We start from the raw sequence: 18,637 nt of genomic DNA on the forward strand, positions 1-18,637 counted from the left end.
CGCCCGCCGCACTCCCTCAGCTGGTCACGGCGAGCGCCAGCGGCAGCACGGCCGGCGCGCCCGCGTGGCGCACCTGCGCCGCCGCCAGCGTCATCGTCCAGCCGGTGTCGACGCGGTCGTCGACCAGCAGCACCGGCCCGCCGCACTGCGCGATCGCGGCACTGAGGTCCTTCGGCATCGCGAGGGTGCCCCTGATGGCCAGCACCCGCTTGGCGCTGTTGAACTGCTTGCCCGGTGAGCCCGCGCGGTAGCCCAGCTCCCCCAGATAGTGCAGCCGCCCCACCTGCGCCAGCCGCTCGGCGAACCCGCGCACCAGCTTGGGCCGGCTCGCCGACGGCACGTTGACCACCGCGACGGGCCGCTCCCGCCACTCCCACGCCGACAGCACCTTGATGACGGCGGCGAACATGTCGTCGGGCATCGGCCCGTCGTCGCCGGCGAACAGCTCGCGCAGCCGGTTGCCCCAGCCGATGTCGGTCAGCCGCCCGAGCGCCCTGCCCGGCTCGGCGCCCAGCTCGGGCTTGATGCGCCCGGACAGGTCGGACAGGCCGGTGGGCCACTGCCTGCGGGCGTCGATCTCGACGCCTGGCCTGCTCAGGCGCTCGCGGGCGGTCTCGACGGCCTGCGCGGCGATCTCCGGCGAGCGGTGCCTGCCGGTGCAGTTGTCGCAGCGGCCGCAGGGCGTGGCGGTGTCGTCGTCGAGGTGGCGGCGCAGGAACTGCTCGCGGCACTCGGTGGTGGTGAGGTAGGCCAGCATGGCCTCCTGCTCGGCGCGGCGCTCGGCGGCGATGCGGGTGTAGCGCTCGGTGTCGTAGGCCCAGGGCTCGCCGGTGGCCGCCCAGCCGCCCTTGACCCGGCGTACGGCGCCTTCGACGTCGAGCACCTTGAGCATCATCTCCAGCCGGCCGCGGCTCAGGTCGACCGCGGTCTCCAGCGCCGGGGTGGACATGACGCCGCGCTCCTCCAGCGTCTGGAGCGTGGTGCGCACGACGGGCTCGGGCGGGAAGGCCAGCGAGGCGAAGTAGGCCCAGATGTCGCGGTCTTCGACGCCGGGCAGCAGGATGACCTCGGCCCGCTCGACGCCGCGCCCCGCCCTGCCGACCTGCTGGTAGTAGGCGACCGGCGACTGCGGCGCGCCGACGTGGATCACGAACCCCAGGTCGGGCTTGTCGAAGCCCATGCCGAGCGCGCTGGTGGCGATGAGCGCCTTGATCTTGTTGCCGATCAGCGCGTCCTCGGCGGCCAGCCGCTCGGCCGGCTCGGTCTGCCCGGAGTAGGCGGCCACTTCGAGGCCCTGCTCACGCAGGTAGCCGGCGATCTCGTGGGCGGCGGCCACGGTGAGGGTGTAGACGATGCCGGAGCCGGGCAGCTCGCGCAGCGTCTGGGCGAGCCAGGCGAGGCGCTGCTCGGCGGTGGGCAGGCGGACGACGCCGAGGTGGAGGCTGTCGCGTTCGAGCGGGCCGCGCAGGACGAGCGTGTCGTCGCCCTCGGGACGCAGCTCGGGCGGCAGGCTCAGCTGCTCGGCGACGTCGCGGGTGACGCGGGCGTTGGCCGTGGCGGTGGTGGCCAGCACGGGGATGCCGGGCGGCAGTTGCGCGAACAGCGTGGACAGCCGGCGGTAGTCGGGCCGGAAGTCGTGGCCCCAGTCGGAGATGCAGTGGGCCTCGTCGACCACGACCAGCCCGGCGCTCTCGGCCAGCTCGGGCAGGACGTTGTCGCGGAAGTCGGGGTTGTTGAGCCGCTCGGGGCTGACCAGCAGCACGTCGACCAGGCCCTCGGCGACCTGGCCGTAGATCTCCTCCCACGCCTCGGGGTTGGCGGAGTTGATCGTGACGGCTCTGATGCCCGCGCGCTCGGCGGCGGCGATCTGGTTGCGCATGAGGGCGAGCAGCGGCGAGACGATGACCGTGGGGCCCTCGCCCATCTCGCGCAGCAGCGCGGTGGCCACGAAGTAGACGGCCGACTTGCCCCAGCCGGTGCGTTGCACGACGAGCACCCTGCGGCGGTCGAGCACCAGGGCCTCGATGGCGGACCACTGGTCGTCGCGGAGCCTGGCGTGCTCGCCGGCCAGCGCCTGCAGCCGCTCTTCGGCCTCTTCCCGCAGCATCGCGGCATCGGGGGCATCAATCATGCCTCCCTTGTTACCAGCTCCGGGCGACGAAATTCGCCGCTACCGCGACGGAAACGCCTCTCAGGCCGGGTCGGCGTGCTCGGGGAAGGCGTTGATCGTGACGCGGTGCATGCGGCGGCGCTCGGTGTAGTCGGCGACGGCGTAGTGCTGGGTGGGCCGGTTGTCCCAGAAGGCCAGCGTGCCGGGCCGCCAGCGCAGCCTGACCTGGAACTCGGGCGAGCGGATGTGGTCGATGAGGAGCGGCAGCAGCGCCTCGTTCTCCCTGTCGGTCAGCCCGGCCAGGCGGGTGGTGGAGGCGCGGTTGACGAACAGCGCCTTGCGGCCGGTCTCGGCGTGCACGCGGACGACCGGGCGCTCCACGGGCGGCCACTTGGCCTGGATCTCGGCCAGGTCGAACGGATGCCCCTTGGCGATGGCCTTCTTCATGGACATCGTGATGTCGTGCACGGCGGTCAGCTCGTCGCACAGCCGCTGGATGGAGGGCGAGAGCGTCTCGTAGGCCAGGTACGTGTTCGCCCAGCACGTGTCGCCGCCCACGCTGGGCAGCTGCACGCAGCGCAGCAGCGAGCCCATGGGCGGCGTCGGCTCGAAGGTGTTGTCGCTGTGCCACTCGTCGCCGCCCTCCCCCTTGGGCGAGGTCTGGTCGAGGACGTGGATGGGGCTGGTGGCGTCCTTCTTGAACGCGGGGTGGTTGAGCGTGCCGAAGTTCAGGGCGAACTGCAGGTGCTGCTCGTCGTCGATGGGCTGGTCGCGGAAGAACAGCACGAGGTGCTCGAGCCAGCCCGCCCGCAGGGTCGCGACCTCTTCCTGTGACAGGGGCTTGCGCAGATCGACCCCGGTGACCTCGGCGCCGATGTGCTTGGTCACGGGATGGAACTCGATCATGACGCCCTCCGGAGACAGATGCGGATCCCTCGGATCGAACGTACGACCCAAGCAATTGCTTGGTCAAGCTACTCGTCCAGCTCGAACAAGTCAGCGAGAACTCGTACGGATCGAGTAGGATCTGAGCCTCGGCAGGATCCCTCCCAGGGCACCGGAAGCGTGAGCGACACCATGGATACGCCACAGAAGACCTGGCTCGTGCGATCATCTGCCATAGGCGAAGACGTCCCCACCCCTTCCGGTCGCGTGGCCGCGCCGGCTCGGGAGACGGGTCGCATCGCCGTCTCGCACGCCGATCTGACGCTTCTCCAGCGGGCTGACGGCTACCGTTAGAGCACAAGAACTGAAGGAGGATGCGCTTCCCCTCGGCGCGACGGCCGAGGCAGCCGCGCAGCATACGATGGCCCGACGCACGACAGCACCCCCGCCCGAGGACTTCGAGGAGCGGATCGTCGACATCGACGTCTCCTCCGAAATGCGCAGGAGCTATCTCGAGTACGCCTACTCGGTGATCTACCAGCGCGCGCTGCCCGACGCACGCGACGGGCTCAAGCCGGTCCAGCGGCGCATCCTCTACTCGATGAGCGAGATGGGCCTGCGGCCCGACCGCGGCCACGTCAAGTCCTCCCGCGTCGTCGGCGACGTCATGGGCAAGCTGCACCCCCACGGCGACGGCGCGATCTACGACGCCCTCGTCCGCCTGGCGCAGCCGTTCTCCATGCGCCTGCCGCTCGTCGACGGCCACGGCAACTTCGGCTCACCCGACGACCTGCCCGCCGCCATGCGTTACACCGAGGCCAGGCTGGCCCCGGCGGCGATGCTCATGGTCGAGTCGATCGACGAGGACACCGTCGACTTCAAGCCCAACTACGACGGCCAGGAGACCGAGCCGGTCGTCATGCCGTCGGCCTTCCCCAACCTGCTGGTCAACGGCACGAGCGGCATCGCCGTCGGCATGGCCACCAACATGGCGCCGCACAACCTCGTCGAGGTCGTGGCCGCCGCCCGCCACCTGATCAAGAAGCCCGACGCGACGCTCGACGAGCTGATGAGGTTCGTGCCGGGGCCCGACCTGCCGACGGGCGGGCAGATCATCGGGCTGCAGGGCGTGCGCGACGCCTACGAGACCGGGCGCGGCACGTTCCGCATGCGGGCCAAGTGCACGATCGAGCAGATCACGCCGCGGCGCAAGGGCATCGTCGTCACCGAGCTGCCGTACAACGTGGGTCCCGAGCGCGTGGTCGCCAAGATCAAAGAGCTCGTGACCAGCAAGAAGCTGCAGGGCATCGCCGACCTCAAAGACCTCACCGACCGCCACAAGGGCCTGCGGCTGGTCATCGAGATCAAGAACGGCTTCATCCCCGAGGCGGTCCTCGAAGAGCTCTACCGGCTCACGCCGATGGAGGAGACGTTCGGCATCAACAACGTCGCGCTGGTCGACGACGAGCCCCGCACGCTCGGGCTGCGCGAGCTGCTGCAGGTCTACGTCGACCACCGGCTCGAGGTCGTGCGCCGCCGCTCGGAGTTCCGCCGCCGCAAGCGCGAGGAGCGCCTGCACCTGGTCGACGGCCTCATCATCGCGCTGCTCAACATCGACGAGGTCATCCAGGTCATCCGGTCCAGCGACGACTCCGCCCAGGCGCGCACCCGCCTGATGGAGGTCTTCGACCTGACCGACATCCAGGCCGCCTACATCCTCGACACGCCGCTGCGCCGCCTGACCCGCTACGACAAGCTGGAGCTCGACCGGGAGAAGGAGACGCTGACCGACGAGATCGCGAAGCTGACCGAGATCCTCTCCTCCGACACCAAGCTGCGCCAGGTGGTCTCGGGTGAGCTGGCCGACGTCGCCAAGAAATACGGCACGCCACGCCGCACGGTCCTCCTGGAGTCGCCGGGCGTCACCCGCACTCCCGTGGTGGAGCTGCAGGTGGCCGACGACCCGTGTCTCGCGCTGCTGTCCTCGACCGGCCTGCTGGCCCGCACCTCCGACGCCTCGCCGCTGCCCGGCGAGGGCGAGCGGGCGGCCCACGACGTGCTGGTCAGCGTCGTACGCACGTCCGTACGCGGCGAGGTCGGCGTCGTCACCTCGCTGGGCCGGCTGATCCGGGTCCAGGTCGTCGACCTGCCCACGCTGCCGTCCACGGCCAATCCGCCGTCGCTGTCGGGCGGGCACCCGGTGTCCGAATACGTCTCGCTGGAGCCCGACGAGAAGGTGGTCGGCCTCGGCTCGCTCGATCCCGAGGGCCCGGGCCTGGCGCTCGGCACCGCTCAGGGCGTGGTGAAACGGGTGGTGCCCGACTATCCCGCCAACCGCGACGACTTCGAAGTGATCACGCTGAAGGACGGTGACCGCGTGGTGGGTGCGGTCGAGCTGGTGTCGGAGTCCCACGACCTGGTGTTCATCTCCTCCGACGCCCAGTTGCTGCGCTACCCCGCCTCGCTCGTACGCCCCCAGGGCCGGCCCGCGGGCGGCATGGCCGGCATCAGGCTCGACGACGGCGCCAGGGTGATCTGGTTCGGCGTGGTCGATCCGCAGGTTCCCGCCCGGGTGGTCACCATCGCGGGCTCCTCCACGGCGCTGCCCGGCACCCAGGTGGGCGGCGGCAAGATGTCCGACTACGCCGAGTTCCCCGCCAAGGGCCGGGCCACCGGCGGCGTACGCGCCCAGCGCTTCCTCAAGGGCGAGGACGAGCTGCTGCTGGCCTGGGCGGGCCCGGCGCCGGCCAAGGCGGTCTCTGCGGTGGGCAAGCCGGTGCCGCTGCCCGAGGAGCTGGGCCGCCGCGACGGCTCCGGCGTACGCCTGACCAACACGATCGGCGCCATCGGCGGCGCGCTCGCCTCCACGCCCGACGCCCTGCCGAGTGGCAGCGGAGGCCAGGCGCCCGCCGAGGACGAGTAGCGGGCAACGGGGGGCGCTCCCGCGTCCCCCGCGCCTGTCTCACTTCGGCCACCGCGATCCTGTTATGAAACACGTTCCGCCACCGATCCTCTGAGAGAGCGCTCTCAGTCTCCGGATCTGGAGGAAACGTGTCCCGACTCAAACCCCCGTTATGGGCGGCCCTCGTCCTCGCCGCCTCGCTCATCGTCGCCCCCGCCCCCGCGCAGGCCGCCGAGCCGCTGACCGTCACCGACTTCGAGTCCGACGGCGTGCCCGCCGGCGTGTACGCCTGGGGCAACGACACCGCCTCGACCCCGGCCCTGACCGTCGAGCCGGGCGCCGACCGTCCCGACGCGCCCGCGACGAACCGGGTGCTCACCTCCGCCTTCACCATCAGCCAGTGGGGCGGCTGGTCCCACGACCTGCCCGCCACCGCGGACTGGTCGGCGTACGAGGGCTTCTCCTTCCACGTCAAGGGCACCGGCTCGGGCCAGCGGGTCTTCTTCGAGCTGAAGGACGGCGGCGGCGGTCCCGGCACCGCCGAGCTGTTCGAGTCCTCCTTCACCGACGACGTCGCCGGCTGGCGCGAGGTGCGGGTGCCGTTCGCCGACTTCACCCGGCGTACCGACTACCAGCCGGGCGGCGCCCCCACCGACGGCGAGCTGGACCTCGTGGAGATCTGGGGCTACGCGATGCGCCTGCCCGTCGGGACGGGCACGTTCACCTGGGACGAGGTGCGCCTCTACGGCACCGCTCCCCCGCGCCCCGTCCGGCTGAGCGCCGACAGACCCGTCCTGCCGGTGGACGAGAAGGGCAGCGCCGAGCTGCGCGTCACCGTCACCACCGCCGACGGCGCACCCCTGCCCGCCGACCTGGCCGTGGACTACCGCACCGGTACGGGCACCGCCACCCCCGGCGCCGACTACACCCCCGTCCAGGGCACGCTGAGGTTCCCGGCCGGCACCGCGTCGGGCTCGGCCAAGACGATCACCGTCAGGACGCTGCGCGACCACCGGAACGAGGTGGCCGAGACCATCCCGATCGAGCTGTCCGGCGAGGGCGCCCGCCCGCCCGCCGAGCCGCCCGTCGTCGTCATCAACGCCCACGGCCTGCCCTACCTCGACGCCCGCAAGCCGATCAAACAGCGCGTCGCCGATCTGCTCGCCAGGATGACGCTGGAGGAGAAGGCCGGGCAGATGACCCAGGCCGAACGCGGGGCCCTCGCCAAGCAGAGCGACATCGCGGCGTACCGGCTCGGCTCCCTGCTGTCCGGCGGCGGCTCGACGCCCCCGCAGAACACCCCGCAGGCGTGGGCCGACATGATCGACGCCTTCCAGCTGCAGACCCGGCAGACCCGCCTGCAGGTGCCGCTCATCTACGGCGTGGACGCCGTGCACGGCTACAACAACGTGGTCGGCGCCACGATCTTCCCGCACAACGCCGGGCTCGGCGCCGCCCGCGACCCGCGCCTGGTCGAGCAGGCCGCCGCGATCACCGCCAAGGAGGTCAAGGCCACCGGCATCCCCTGGAACTTCGCCCCCTGCCTGTGCGTCTCCCGCGACGACCGGTGGGGCCGCGCGTACGAGTCGTTCGGCGAGGACCCGGCGCTGGTCACCCGCATGGCCACCGTCGTGGACGGCCTGCAGGACCACGGCGTGCTGGCTACCGCCAAGCACTACGTCGGCGACGGCGGCACCGTGTTCGGCTCGTCCACGACCGGCGACTACACCATCGACCAGGGCGTCACCACGACCACCCGCGAGGAGCTGGCCGCGATCCACCTGGCGCCGTTCAAGGAGGCGGTGAAACGCGGCGTCGCCACCGTGATGCCGTCGTTCTCCAGCGTGGACTTCGGCGACGGGCCGCTCAAGATGCACGCCCACGACGAGCTGATCAACGGGACGCTCAAGGGCAAGCTCGGGTTCAAGGGGTTCGTGATCAGCGACTGGCAGGCCATCGACCAGATCCCCGGCGACTATCCGTCCGACGTGCGCACCTCGGTCAACGCCGGGCTCGACATGATCATGGTGCCGTACGCCTACCCCGAGTTCACCGGCACGCTGAAGGCCGAGGTGGAGGCCGGACGGGTGCCCATGTCGCGGATCGACGACGCCGTCGCCAGGATCCTCACCCAGAAGTTCCGGCTCGGCCTGTTCGAACGCCCCTACGCCGACCGCTCCCACCTGCGCGACGTCGGCTCGCCCGCGCACCGCGCGGTCGCCCGCAAGGCCGCCGCGAAGTCGCAGGTGCTGCTGAAGAACGACGGCGGGCTGCTGCCGCTGCGCCGTAACGCGAAGGTGTACGTGGCCGGCTCCAACGCCGACGACATCGGCAACCAGAGCGGCGGCTGGACCATCACCTGGCAGGGCTCCTCAGGGCCCATCACGCCCGGCACGACCATCCTCGAGGCCGTCCGCTCGCGTGCCGCCTCCGTCACCTACTCCCGCGACGCCTCCGCCGGCCTCGCCGGGCACGACGTGGGCGTGGTCGTCGTGGGCGAGACGCCGTACGCCGAGGGGCAGGGCGACGTCGGCCGCGCCGGCCGCACGCTCGACCTGCCGGCCGCCGACCGGGCCGCCGTGGACAAGGTGTGCGGGGCCATGAAGTGCGTCGTCCTCGTCGTGTCCGGCCGGCCGCTGCTGCTCGGCGACCTGTCGGGCGTCGAGGCGGTCGTCGCGTCGTGGCTGCCCGGCACCGAGGGCGACGGGGTCGCCGACCCGCTGTTCGGCGCGGTCCCCTACACGGGGCGGCTGCCGTTCACCTGGTTCAGGAGCGTCGCGCAGCTGCCGATCAACGTGGGTGACGCGTCGTACGATCCGCTGTTCCCGTACGGGTGGGGGCTGCGTACCGACCGGGCCCGCGACCGGCTCAAGGACGCCCGCGACCGGCTCGCGCGCGGAGACGTCGCGTCCGGGGCGGCCGCGCTGACGCTCTCGGCCACCCTGTCCAGCCGGAACTGGAACGCCGACGGCTCGGTCCGCGACCAGCGAAAGGTGCTGGACGGACTGGCGGCCACCGCCACCCTGCTCGACCGCTCGAAGAACGAGCCGTACGAGGCGGCCGACGCCGTGGTCTCGGTAGCCCGCGACCTGGCGCAGAAGTCCGGAAAACGCCCGGACCTCCAGGCACTGGCCGACCACGAACTGGCGTCAGGCAACATCCGCAAGGCAGTGGACCTCCTGACCCAAGCGACCCGCTGACCCTTCAGGCCCCCGGCCGGGGGCCTGAAGCTCATCGAGACGTGACGCCTCTTGGCTCCGTGGAGACGTCGGCATCGGCCACGACCACGTCGAAGCCGGCGACGCGTGCGGAGACGTCCAGCATGGTCACCACGAGGTCGCGGGCCATCTCCTCGGCCTCGCTCACTGTTGCTTCTTCTCCTTCACGGCGTCCTGACACGATTCGGGGCTGACCCCGCGGAGTGCGGGGTCAGCCCCTCATCCGGGCCGGGAGCAGTCCCCTTCGCCCGGCCCGGGCTTCGATGCCGCCGGGTCGGTCGCGGCTCTGGGCGGTGTGGTCAGTCGTGGCAGAGGCAGAACGGGTGGCCGGCCGGGTCGAGGAAGACGCGGAAGGAATCGTTCTCGCTGGGCTGGTGCTCGTGCTTGCGGGCGCCGAGCTTGAGCACCTGGCGCTCGGCCTCGTCCATGTCGGACACCGTCACGTCGATGTGCATCTGCTGCGGGCGCTCGGCGCTCGGCCAGTCGGGCGGCTGGTGGTCAGGGACGAGCTGGAAGGCCAGCCGGTCGGGCGAGCCGCCGTTCGTGACCACCACCCAGTCGTCCTCGACCGAGGTGATCGGCCAGCCCAGCAGCTGCGAGTAGAACTCCGCCAGTCCCTTGGGATCCCGGCAATCGATGACGGTGGTTCGGAAAACGGCTATGCCGCCCATCCTGTTCAGCCTCTCCGTGACGACAATGGGTGTCATGGCTGCCAACTCGTTCATGGTTCCGCTCGGCACTCCCGCACCCGCCTTCGACCTGACCGCCATCGACGGCGGCAGCGTGTCGCTGGGTGACCTCGAGGGGTCGCCCGCCACCCTCGTGATCTTCCTGTCGAACCACTGCCCGTACGTACGGCGGATCGAGGACGGCCTCGCCGCCCTGGCCAAGGACTACGGCGCGAGGTTGTCGATCGTCGCCATCTGCAGCAACGACAGCGTGACCTACCCCGATGACGACCCGACACACCTCGCCGAGCAGGCGGCACGGGCGGGGTTCACGTTCCCGTACCTGCTGGACGACACCCAGGAGGTGGCCAAGGCCTTCCGCGCGGCCTGCACGCCCGACTTCTTCCTGTACGACGGGCGGCTCCGGCTGGCGTACCGGGGCGAGTTCGACGGGGCGCGGCCGGGGAACCACGGGCCCGTGACAGGTGCGTCGCTGCGCGCGGCCATCGACGCGGTGCTGGCGGACGAGCCGGTGCCGCAGGACCAGCGGCCGTCGATCGGCTGCGGCATCAAGTGGCGGCCGGGCAACGAGCCCGCCTGATCGCACGCGGGACGGCGGCCCGCCTGACCCGAGCGGCCCGCCTGACCCGAGCGGGCTGCCTGACCCATGCCTGGGCAGCGGCCTGTTCAGGGCCTGGATCAGGGCACAAGCCCGACGCCGGTGGGCCCCTTCCGGTCAGGAGGTGGCGGCGGCGATCGCGGCGGGGAGGGCGAGGAGCAGGTCGTGGGGCTCCCCGCCCTGCCAGTGCCGGATCAGCGCGGTGCCGGCCTCCCCCGGATCGAACTCCTCGCACCCCAGCGGGCCGAAGCAGCCGGCCTGGTCGAGCATGAGGATGAGGGGATCGTCGTCGGGCAGGGCGGCCGCGTACGCGGCGGCGTCGAGGAGCGCGAGCGCGCATCTGGCGTTTCGCCCCTCGTCCCTGGACTCCACGCGGTCGAGGCGACGCCGGGCTTGCGCACGGAGGTACTCGGCGAGCGATTCTGACCTACTCACGACAACCTTCTTCGATCACGTACGTACGGCTACGACATCATCACTCAAGGTGATGCTCTCTCGTGGGACGTTTGCCAACTACGGCCAGTCGGGCCCCCCGCGAACATGACTTTTGCGGGGTGGGGGATTATTTGAGGCATGAGTGCGTTCGACGACCTGTATGCCGCCAACGCGACGTTCGCCAAGGAGTTCGGCACCTCCGAGCTGACCGGCCGCGCGGCCCGTGGTCTGGCGGTGGTGACCTGCATGGACTCCCGCATCGACCCCCTCGGCCTGCTGGGGCTCAAACCCGGCGACGCCAAGATTCTGCGGAACGCGGGCGCCCGCGTAACGGATGACGTCCTGCGTACTTTGGTGCTGGCCGTTTACCTGCTCGGCGTGGAGCGGGTGCTCGTCATGGCCCACACGGACTGCGGCATGTCGAAGGTGACGGACGAGGACGTACACGACCTCACCGAGGCCCACGGGGTGGACACCCGCATGCTGGACTTCCACACCGTCCCCGACCAGGCCGCGGCCATGCGCCACGACCTCACCCGGATCCGCAGCACCCCGTTCCTGCCCCCGGGCATGCCGGTGGCCGGCGCCCTCTACGACGTCCACACCGGCCTGCTGTCCCCCTACCCGGACTGACGAGCACGCCGCCCCTTACTCGCGCCCACCCACCCCTCGCTGCGGCACCGACCCGCCGCAGCGAGGCTTTTCGTGTCCGACGCACCACCCACCTCTCCGCCGGACACGCTGAAGGGCACTCAGACGGCCTCAGCGCCCGAATGACGCGCCGAGACGATCAAGGGGCACAAGGGGGCCATGAAAGGGCTTCCGCAGGCCCAGAAAGCCGCACAGAGCCGCTGAGCCCTCGCCAGTCCCTTCAGACCCTTCCGTTCGAGCCCGCGCGACGCGTAATCGGGCGCACAGGCGCCTCATCGGGACAGCGGAACCAACCAGGCGCCCCATGACGCGCCGATGCGAACACCCCCTCGGACGCGAAGGAGGCGAACGCCAAGGACCCCTCGCACACGTTCATGATGACCTTCCGCGGTCGCCGCACCGCCATGACCGCCGAAACCGCGCTCACGCGCGCCCAGGCGAGCGGGGAACACGCGCCGGCACACAGGCAAGGCCGACGGATCCCGCGCTCACAAGCGAGGCCAGCGGACCGCGCCTGAGCCAGCGCGCCGCTCACCCACCTCAAGCCAATACCGCCGCTCGCCCCCCGCAGGTCGGCGTGCCGCTTGTCCGTCTCGGGCCGGGCCGCCCCCCGCTCACACGCCGCGGTCGCGCAAGCGGCCCGGCCGCCGTATCGCCCATGGGCGGTCGGGGGTCGGGGGTCGGGCCGGAAGGGTGGCGAGTCAGGCGTCGATGTGGTCGCGGTCGACTTCGGCGGCGCTGTTGACGATGAACTCGCGGCGCGGCGCGACCTCGCTGCCCATCAGCAGGTTGAAGATGTGCTCGGCCGCCTCGGCGTCCTCGATGCGGACGCGGCGCAGGATGCGGTGGCGCGGGTCCATGGTGGTCTCGGCCAGCTGGTCGGCGTCCATCTCGCCCAGACCCTTGTAGCGCTGCACCGGGTCCTTCCACCGCTTGCCGCGCCGCTCCAGGTCGCGCAGCACCTTCTGCAGCTCGGCGTCGGAGTAGCAGTAGATGTACTTGTCCTTGCCGCGCCCCGGGTTGCTCAGCTCGATGCGGTGCAGCGGCGGCACCGCGGCGAACACCCGCCCGGCCTCGACCATCGGCCGCATGTAGCGGTGGAAGAGGGTCAGCAGCAGGCAGCGGATGTGGGCGCCGTCGACGTCGGCGTCGGCCATGAGGATGACCTTGCCGTAGCGGGCGGAGTCGATGTCGAACGTGCGGCCCGACCCGGCCCCGACCACCTGGATGATGGCGGCGCACTCGGCGTTCTTGAGCATGTCGCTCACGGACGCCTTCTGGACGTTGAGGATCTTGCCCCGGATCGGCAGCAGCGCCTGGAACTCGGAGTCGCGGGCCAGCTTGGCGGTGCCGAGCGCCGAGTCGCCCTCGACGATGAACAGCTCGCTGCGGTCGACGGCGTCGCTGCGGCAGTCGACCAGCTTGGCCGGCAGCGCGGAGTTTTCCAGCGCGCTCTTGCGGCGCTGGTTGTCGCGGTGCTCGCGGGCCGCGATGCGGGCCTTGGCGGCGGCGACGATCTTCTCCAGCACCGCCCTCAGCGGCTGCTTGTAGCCGCGCGGCGGGTTGGTGAACAGCTCTTTGAGCTCGCGCGAGACCACGTGGGAGACGATGCGGGTGGCGGCGGAGGTGCCGAGCACCTCCTTGGTCTGTCCCTCGAACTGCGGCTCTGGCACCCGGACCGTGACCACGCCGGTCAGGCCCTCGGAGATGTCGTCCTTGGTGACGGGGTCGTCGCCGTTCTTCAGTAGGCGGGTCTCGCGCAGCAGCTCGTTGATCGTACGGACGAGGCCGCGCTCGAAGCCGGTGATGTGGGTGCCGCCCTTGGGCGTGGCGATGACGTTGACGAACGAGCGCACGGTGGACTCGTAGCCCTTGCCCCAGCGGACCGCCACGTCGACCGTCAGCTCGCGCTGGACCTCGGTGGGCGTCATGTGGCCCTGGTCGTCGAGGACCGGCACGGTCTCGTGGAAGTGGCCGACGCCCTGCAGGCGCAGCACGTCGCAGATCGCCTCGTCGCGGGCCAGGAACTCGGTGAACTCGGAGATGCCGCCGTCGAAGCGGAACTCCTCCTCCAGGCGCTCCTCGTGCCGGCTGTCGTAGACGGCCAGGGTCAGGCCGGGGACCAGGAACGCGGTCTGCCGCAGGCGTACGTGGATCTCGTCGAGCGAGACCTCGGCGTCGGGGAGGAAGATCTGCTTGTCGGCCCAGAAGCGCACGCGGGTGCCCGAGACGTTCTTCGGGATCTTGTCGCCGATGCGCAGGCCGGACTTCTTCTTGAACTTGGCGGTGGGCCCATCGCCGTCGAAGATGCCGGGGACCCCGCGCCTGAAGCTGATCTCGTGGACCACCCCGTCACGGTCGACCTCGACGTCGACGCGCGCCGACAGGGCGTTGACCACGGAGGCGCCCACGCCGTGCAGGCCGCCGGAGGCGCCGTAGGAACCGCCGCCGAACTTGCCGCCCGCGTGGAGCTTGGTGTAGACGAGCTCGACGCCGGCCAGGCCACTCTTGGGCTCGATGTCGACGGGGATGCCGCGGCCGTTGTCGCGCACCTCGATGGAGCCGTCGGCGTAGAGCTCGACCTCGATGCGGTCACAGTGGCCCGCCAGCGCCTCGTCGACGCCGTTGTCCACGATCTCCCAGAGGCAGTGCATGAGCCCGCGACTGTCGGTGGACCCGATGTACATGCCCGGGCGCTTGCGGACGGCCTCAAGACCCTCAAGCACCGACAGGTGACGAGCCGTGTAACCCGCCTCCACTAGCGTCACTCCAGCTCCCCTGTTCTAGTCATCGAACACGTGTGCGTAGCCTACCGTTCTTCCCGTACGCGCGCGTACAAGCTTGCCATGGCCGCTCGTTTGCCGTTACCAACCGGCTGATCGTCATTACTTCCGGGCACATTCCGCTCTGGGCGTAGAGAGGGGGCGGTTGGGAACGTCCACGTCCGGTTAGATGTTGTTCCAAGTGACTGACGCCAGATCCTCGCTTCGGCGGGGGTGACCCGAAAGGCGATACGTGACTGGAGCTCTCGCCCCCGTTAAGCCGCTGACGGCCCTCGACCGCTGCGACCGCTGCGGTGCCCAGGCCTACATTCGCGCGACCCTGCCTGTGGGTGGGGAGCTGCTGTTCTGCGCCCACCACGGGCGTCAGCACATCGCAGCGTTGCGTGAAAAGGGCGCCGACATCCTGGACGAGTCGGCTCGGCTCAGCGAAACCCCTGCAACCGCCCCCAGCGATGAGCGCTGATCACAGCGTTCATCGTGTGAGATAACCACATATTGCGAAACGCATGACGGCGACTCCGGGTCCACCCGGAGTCGCCGTCGTGCGTTCACCTGCTCGCGATGAGAGGCCGCGCCGGCTCCTACCGCACGGGCGGCGGCTCGGGCAGGACGAGCGACGAATGAACCGGATTCCCCTCAGCGGGCGGCATCTCACTGAGACTGCCCAGCCTCTCGTCGCGCAGCCTCAGCGCCTGGGCCGTGGTCGGCATGAGGGTGGCGCGCCCGTGCCCACCAGGTCCTGGTTCGCGGTGACGAAGCCACGGGCGTCGCGCTCGTACGCGGCGAAGCCCGGTAGGGGCGCATCTCCCACCTCCGCCGGCCGGTCCCTTGAGGGCGAAGGCTGAAGGGACGGTGGCCGCCGTGGCGACACACCGGGGGGTGCGGGTCAGAGGGGGGCGGCGCGGTAGTGGTAGCGGCCGGTCGCCGTGAAACCCTCGCTTCGGTAGAGGGACTGGGCGCCCGCGTTCTGAGCCGTCACCACCAGATACGCCTCGCCGCCGCCCGCATGGGCGACCAGTGCCCGCAGCACCGTCCTGGCCAGTCCCCTGCGCCGGGCCCCGGGCAGCGTGGCCATGCAGTAGACCCCGAGCGTGTCCCCCTGCGGGACGGCCCGGCCGACGGCCAATGCCCGGCCGCCCTCCTCGTACGCCGCGTACAGGGCCGGCACGCCGGTGCAGATCCGCTCGGCCACGGCGAGCCCGTCTGCGTAGCGGCCGTCCACGGCCCACCAGGTCTCCAGCCAGCCCGGCCAGGGCCGCTCCTCGACCCTGACCTCGGGGGCGGGCTCGCCCTTGGGCGTCCCCGACATGACGACCGTGGGATCGACCACCTCGTATCCCCGGCGTCCGAGCTCCTCGTCCAGCCCCGGCATGGTGCCGGGGCCCATGGAGAAGAAGCATCGCCGCCCCCGCTCCCGGTAGAAGTCCTCAGCCGCCGAGATCGCCCGGTCGAGGTCGGACGGCCGGTCGAGCGCCAGCACGGAATTGGCTCTCTTGGTGACCCCGCCGGCGTGTCGCAGCAGCCATCCGTCGTACGCCCGCACCTCGAAAGCGGGCCATGCCTCATGAACGAGCAGGTCGACATCCACCCGCGCAGCCTAGCGACCCGGGCCTGGGAAAGGGCCACTGGCCAGGGCCAATAGGGTAGAGGACTGTGCTGATCCTGTTGCCGCCGTCCGAAGGCAAGGCGTCGGAGGGTGACGGCCCACCCGTGGGCGAGCTGTCCTTCCCCTCCCTCGGCAAGTCCCGCAAGCGGGTGATGACCGCGCTCGTCCGGGCCTCCAAACGCCGCGACGCCCTCGACGTGCTGGGCCTGACGTCGGGCCTCGCGGGTGAGCTGGCCAAGAACACCGCGCTGGCGACCGCGCCCACCCTGCCCGCCGCCGCCCTCTACACCGGCGTCCTGTACGACAACCTCGGCCTGGCGGCCCTGGACGCGGAGGCGCTCGCTCGGGCCGAGGAGTCCGTACTGATCTTCTCCGGGCTCTGGGGCGTGGTGCGGATCACCGACCGCATCCCGCCCTACCGCCTGTCCATGGGCGTCAACCTGCCGCCGGTCGGCGGTCTGGCGGCCTTTTGGCGTCCGGTGATCTCCAAGGAGCTCGACCGGCTGCCGGGGCTGGTGGTGGATCTCCGCTCGGCCACGTACGCGGGTGCCTGGCAGCCGGGGTCACGCTCGGTGACGGTACGCGTGTTCCGCGACGGCAAGGTCGTCAGCCACATGGCGAAGGCCACCCGCGGCGAGATCGCCCGCGCCCTGCTCCACCAGCCGACCCAGCCGGCCACGCCTGAGGAGCTGGTCAAGACCCTCGACTCCCTCGGCTACACCACCCAGCTCACCGCTCCCCCAAACTCCAAGCGCCCCTGGGTGCTGGACATTCACCTGTGAAAAGTTGGAACCCCAGGAACACCTGAGGTCACCGAAGAAGCCGAAACGCCCCGCCGGAACTCCGGCGGGGCGTTTCGCACAACGAGGTGAGCCCCAGCGAACCAGGGCCCTGATGCGGGTCAGTCCAGGTAGTCGCGCAGGACCTGGGACCGCGACGGGTGGCGCAGCTTCGACATGGTCTTGGACTCGATCTGGCGGATGCGCTCACGGGTGACCCCGTAAACCTTGCCGATCTCGTCCAGCGTCTTGGGCTGGCCGTCCGTGAGGCCGAAGCGCATGGACACGACGCCCGCCTCCCGCTCCGACAACGTGTCGAGAACGGAGTGCAGCTGCTCCTGCAGCAGCGTGAAGCTGACGGCGTCGGCCGGCACGATGGCCTCGGAGTCCTCGATGAGGTCACCGAACTCGCTGTCGCCCTCCTCACCCAGCGGGGTGTGGAGGGAGATGGGCTCGCGGCCGTACTTCTGGACCTCGACGACCTTCTCGGGCGTCATGTCCAGCTCGCGGGCCAGCTCTTCCGGCGTGGGCTCGCGGCCGAGGTCCTGCAGCATCTGCCGCTGGACGCGGGCCAGCTTGTTGATCACTTCGACCATGTGGACCGGGATGCGGATGGTCCGCGCCTGGTCGGCCATGGCACGCGTGATCGCCTGCCGGATCCACCACGTGGCGTAGGTGGAGAACTTGTAGCCCTTGGTGTAGTCGAACTTCTCGACGGCCCTGATGAGGCCCAGGTTGCCTTCCTGGATCAGGTCGAGGAACAGCATGCCGCGCCCGGTGTAGCGCTTGGCCAGCGAGACCACGAGCCGGAGGTTGGCCTCCAGCAGGTGGTTCTTGGCGCGGCGGCCGTCTTCGGCGATCCACTCAAGCTCGGCCTTGACGTCGACGGGAAGCCCATCGGTCTCGGCACCGCCCAGCTGCTCCTCGGCGAACAGGCCGGCCTCGATGCGCTTGGCCAGCTCGACCTCCTGCTCGGCGTTGAGCAGGGGGACCTTGCCGATCTGCTTGAGGTAGTCCTTGACCGGGTCGGCGGTGGCGCCGGCGGCGGCCACCTGGGCGACCGGGGCGTCATCGTCGTCGTCGGAGAGGATGAGGACTTCTTCCTCGCTCTTCTCCACGGCGACCTCGGCGGGCTTCGGTTCGTCGTCGGACTCGGTGTCGTCGTCGGACTCGCCCTCGGAGTCGCCCTCGGCCACGATCTCGTCGTCGTCGACGTCGATGTCCTCGAGCTCGTCGAGCACTACGTCGCCGTCGAGCTCGATGTCCTCGTCGTCGTCGGCGTCGCGCGCGGCGTCGGGCCCCTTGGGCTTGGTCTCGGCAGGCCCAGCGTTCTTCGGCTCGGCCTTCTTGGCGGCGGCGGATGCCGCGGCCTTCTTCGCCGCCGGAGCGGCCTTCTTGGCAGGGGCCGCCTTCTTGGCGGCCGGCTCGGCTTCAGCGGTGCCCACGACCGCGGTCACGGTCTCGGGCTGCTGCTCTTTGGCGGCCGCCGCCGTCTTGGTCTTGACGGGGGCGGCGGTGCGGCGCTTTGCTGGACGAGACTTCTTCGGCGCAGCCGAATCCGCGGCGGTCACCACCACGGTCACGCCCTCTTTGCTGAGGTTCCGCAAGAACGCGGCGGCGTGCGACATGGGGATGTCCGCCTCCTCGAAGGCCTGACGGACATCCTCAGACTCGAGGAAACCCTGCGAGCGCCCACGCTCGAGCAGTCGCTGAATGACGGGCTCGTTCAGCTCTTGTGGCTTCGAGCGAGTCGAACTTGCAGGCGACACGAACACCTCTCGAACGAACGCGTGGCGACAATGGACCCAGATGCCCGCTGGGGGGCTGTTGCCTCTCTCGGAGATCGGTGAGGCCGTGCGGACCGCGACGGACCTGCACAGCATTGTGGCACGACCCCGCGATCCATACGGCCACCTCCCGGCGGTTGACCTCCACCCTAGGCCGACCAAGACAGTAGTGCGTACGTAAGCGGGGCACTGAT

At 70.5% G+C, this 18,637-nt stretch carries 14 protein-coding genes; 6 read left to right on the plus strand and 8 right to left on the minus strand.

Features of this window, described 5'->3' with window-relative positions; all coding sequences use genetic code 11:
* Positions 1 to 16: 16 nt before the first annotated feature.
* Together ACFFR3_RS26890 and ACFFR3_RS26895 are read right to left on the minus strand one after the other, a co-directional pair.
* A complete protein-coding gene (locus tag ACFFR3_RS26890; protein WP_364363335.1) occupies positions 17 to 2,131 on the minus strand; it encodes a RecQ family ATP-dependent DNA helicase in 2,115 nt (704 codons plus the stop codon).
* A 60-nt stretch (positions 2,132 to 2,191) separates the two neighbouring features.
* Positions 2,192 to 3,016 (minus strand): TauD/TfdA dioxygenase family protein, encoded by an 825-nt coding sequence (locus ACFFR3_RS26895; protein ID WP_345387685.1) that lies wholly within the window; start codon positions 3,014 to 3,016, stop codon positions 2,192 to 2,194.
* Between the two features lie 400 nt (positions 3,017 to 3,416).
* Between ACFFR3_RS26895 and ACFFR3_RS26900 the strand changes: the two genes are divergently transcribed.
* Both ACFFR3_RS26900 and ACFFR3_RS26905 read left to right on the plus strand, forming a co-directional pair.
* On the plus strand, positions 3,417 to 5,918 hold the full coding sequence (locus ACFFR3_RS26900; RefSeq protein ID WP_364363332.1) for a DNA gyrase/topoisomerase IV subunit A: 2,502 nt from the start codon (positions 3,417 to 3,419) through the stop codon (positions 5,916 to 5,918).
* Positions 5,919 to 6,046: 128 nt separating this feature from the next.
* Positions 6,047 to 9,097: a glycoside hydrolase family 3 N-terminal domain-containing protein gene (locus tag ACFFR3_RS26905; RefSeq protein ID WP_379484036.1), complete on the plus strand. Its 3,051-nt coding sequence runs from the start codon at positions 6,047 to 6,049 to the stop codon at positions 9,095 to 9,097.
* Positions 9,098 to 9,128: 31 nt separating this feature from the next.
* Here ACFFR3_RS26905 and ACFFR3_RS26910 read toward each other — a convergent pair whose 3' ends face one another.
* Both ACFFR3_RS26910 and ACFFR3_RS26915 read right to left on the minus strand, forming a co-directional pair.
* Positions 9,129 to 9,263 carry a hypothetical protein gene (locus ACFFR3_RS26910; RefSeq protein WP_345387693.1) on the minus strand — a complete coding sequence of 45 codons (135 nt, stop codon included), beginning with the start codon at positions 9,261 to 9,263 and terminating at the stop codon, positions 9,129 to 9,131.
* Between the two features lie 151 nt (positions 9,264 to 9,414).
* The gene (locus ACFFR3_RS26915) at positions 9,415 to 9,822 is read right to left on the minus strand and encodes a VOC family protein (protein ID WP_345387695.1); all 408 of its coding nucleotides are present in this window, start codon (positions 9,820 to 9,822) and stop codon (positions 9,415 to 9,417) included.
* Between ACFFR3_RS26915 and ACFFR3_RS26920 the strand changes: the two genes are divergently transcribed.
* Positions 9,821 to 10,384: a thioredoxin family protein gene (locus ACFFR3_RS26920; RefSeq protein WP_345387697.1), complete on the plus strand. Its 564-nt coding sequence runs from the start codon at positions 9,821 to 9,823 to the stop codon at positions 10,382 to 10,384. The two genes, ACFFR3_RS26915 and ACFFR3_RS26920, sit on opposite strands and share 2 nt — an antisense overlap.
* A gap of 135 nt (positions 10,385 to 10,519) precedes the next feature.
* Here the strand turns inward: ACFFR3_RS26920 and ACFFR3_RS26925 are convergent, their stop codons facing one another.
* Positions 10,520 to 10,837 (minus strand): hypothetical protein, encoded by a 318-nt coding sequence (locus tag ACFFR3_RS26925; RefSeq protein ID WP_355413133.1) that lies wholly within the window; start codon positions 10,835 to 10,837, stop codon positions 10,520 to 10,522.
* A gap of 138 nt (positions 10,838 to 10,975) precedes the next feature.
* Here ACFFR3_RS26925 and ACFFR3_RS26930 point away from each other — a divergent pair, with 138 nt between their 5' ends.
* Entirely contained in the window at positions 10,976 to 11,470 is a 495-nt protein-coding gene (locus ACFFR3_RS26930) for a beta-class carbonic anhydrase (RefSeq protein WP_364363322.1), read from the plus strand.
* A gap of 719 nt (positions 11,471 to 12,189) precedes the next feature.
* Here the strand turns inward: ACFFR3_RS26930 and ACFFR3_RS26935 are convergent.
* The gene (locus tag ACFFR3_RS26935; protein ID WP_345387701.1) at positions 12,190 to 14,256 is read right to left on the minus strand and encodes a DNA gyrase/topoisomerase IV subunit B; all 2,067 of its coding nucleotides are present in this window, start codon (positions 14,254 to 14,256) and stop codon (positions 12,190 to 12,192) included.
* 247 nt (positions 14,257 to 14,503) lie between these two features.
* Between ACFFR3_RS26935 and ACFFR3_RS26940 the strand changes: the two genes are divergently transcribed.
* On the plus strand, positions 14,504 to 14,734 hold the full coding sequence (locus ACFFR3_RS26940; RefSeq protein ID WP_355413127.1) for a DUF7455 domain-containing protein: 231 nt from the start codon (positions 14,504 to 14,506) through the stop codon (positions 14,732 to 14,734).
* Between the two features lie 423 nt (positions 14,735 to 15,157).
* Here the strand turns inward: ACFFR3_RS26940 and ACFFR3_RS26945 are convergent, their stop codons facing one another.
* Entirely contained in the window at positions 15,158 to 15,859 is a 702-nt protein-coding gene (locus ACFFR3_RS26945) for a GNAT family N-acetyltransferase (RefSeq protein ID WP_379484037.1), read from the minus strand.
* Between the two features lie 65 nt (positions 15,860 to 15,924).
* On the opposite strand from ACFFR3_RS26945, the gene ACFFR3_RS26950 reads away from it, so the two are divergent.
* Positions 15,925 to 16,659, plus strand: coding sequence for a YaaA family protein (locus ACFFR3_RS26950; protein WP_379484038.1), 735 nt, complete (start codon positions 15,925 to 15,927; stop codon positions 16,657 to 16,659).
* A 119-nt stretch (positions 16,660 to 16,778) separates the two neighbouring features.
* On the opposite strand, the gene ACFFR3_RS26955 is transcribed toward ACFFR3_RS26950, so the two are convergent.
* Positions 16,779 to 18,425, minus strand: coding sequence for an RNA polymerase sigma factor (locus ACFFR3_RS26955; RefSeq protein WP_364363310.1), 1,647 nt, complete (start codon positions 18,423 to 18,425; stop codon positions 16,779 to 16,781).
* Positions 18,426 to 18,637: the final 212 nt, after the last annotated feature.

Source organism: Nonomuraea salmonea (genome assembly GCF_042428605.1).
Taxonomy (GTDB): Bacteria; Actinomycetota; Actinomycetes; order Streptosporangiales; family Streptosporangiaceae; genus Nonomuraea; species Nonomuraea salmonea.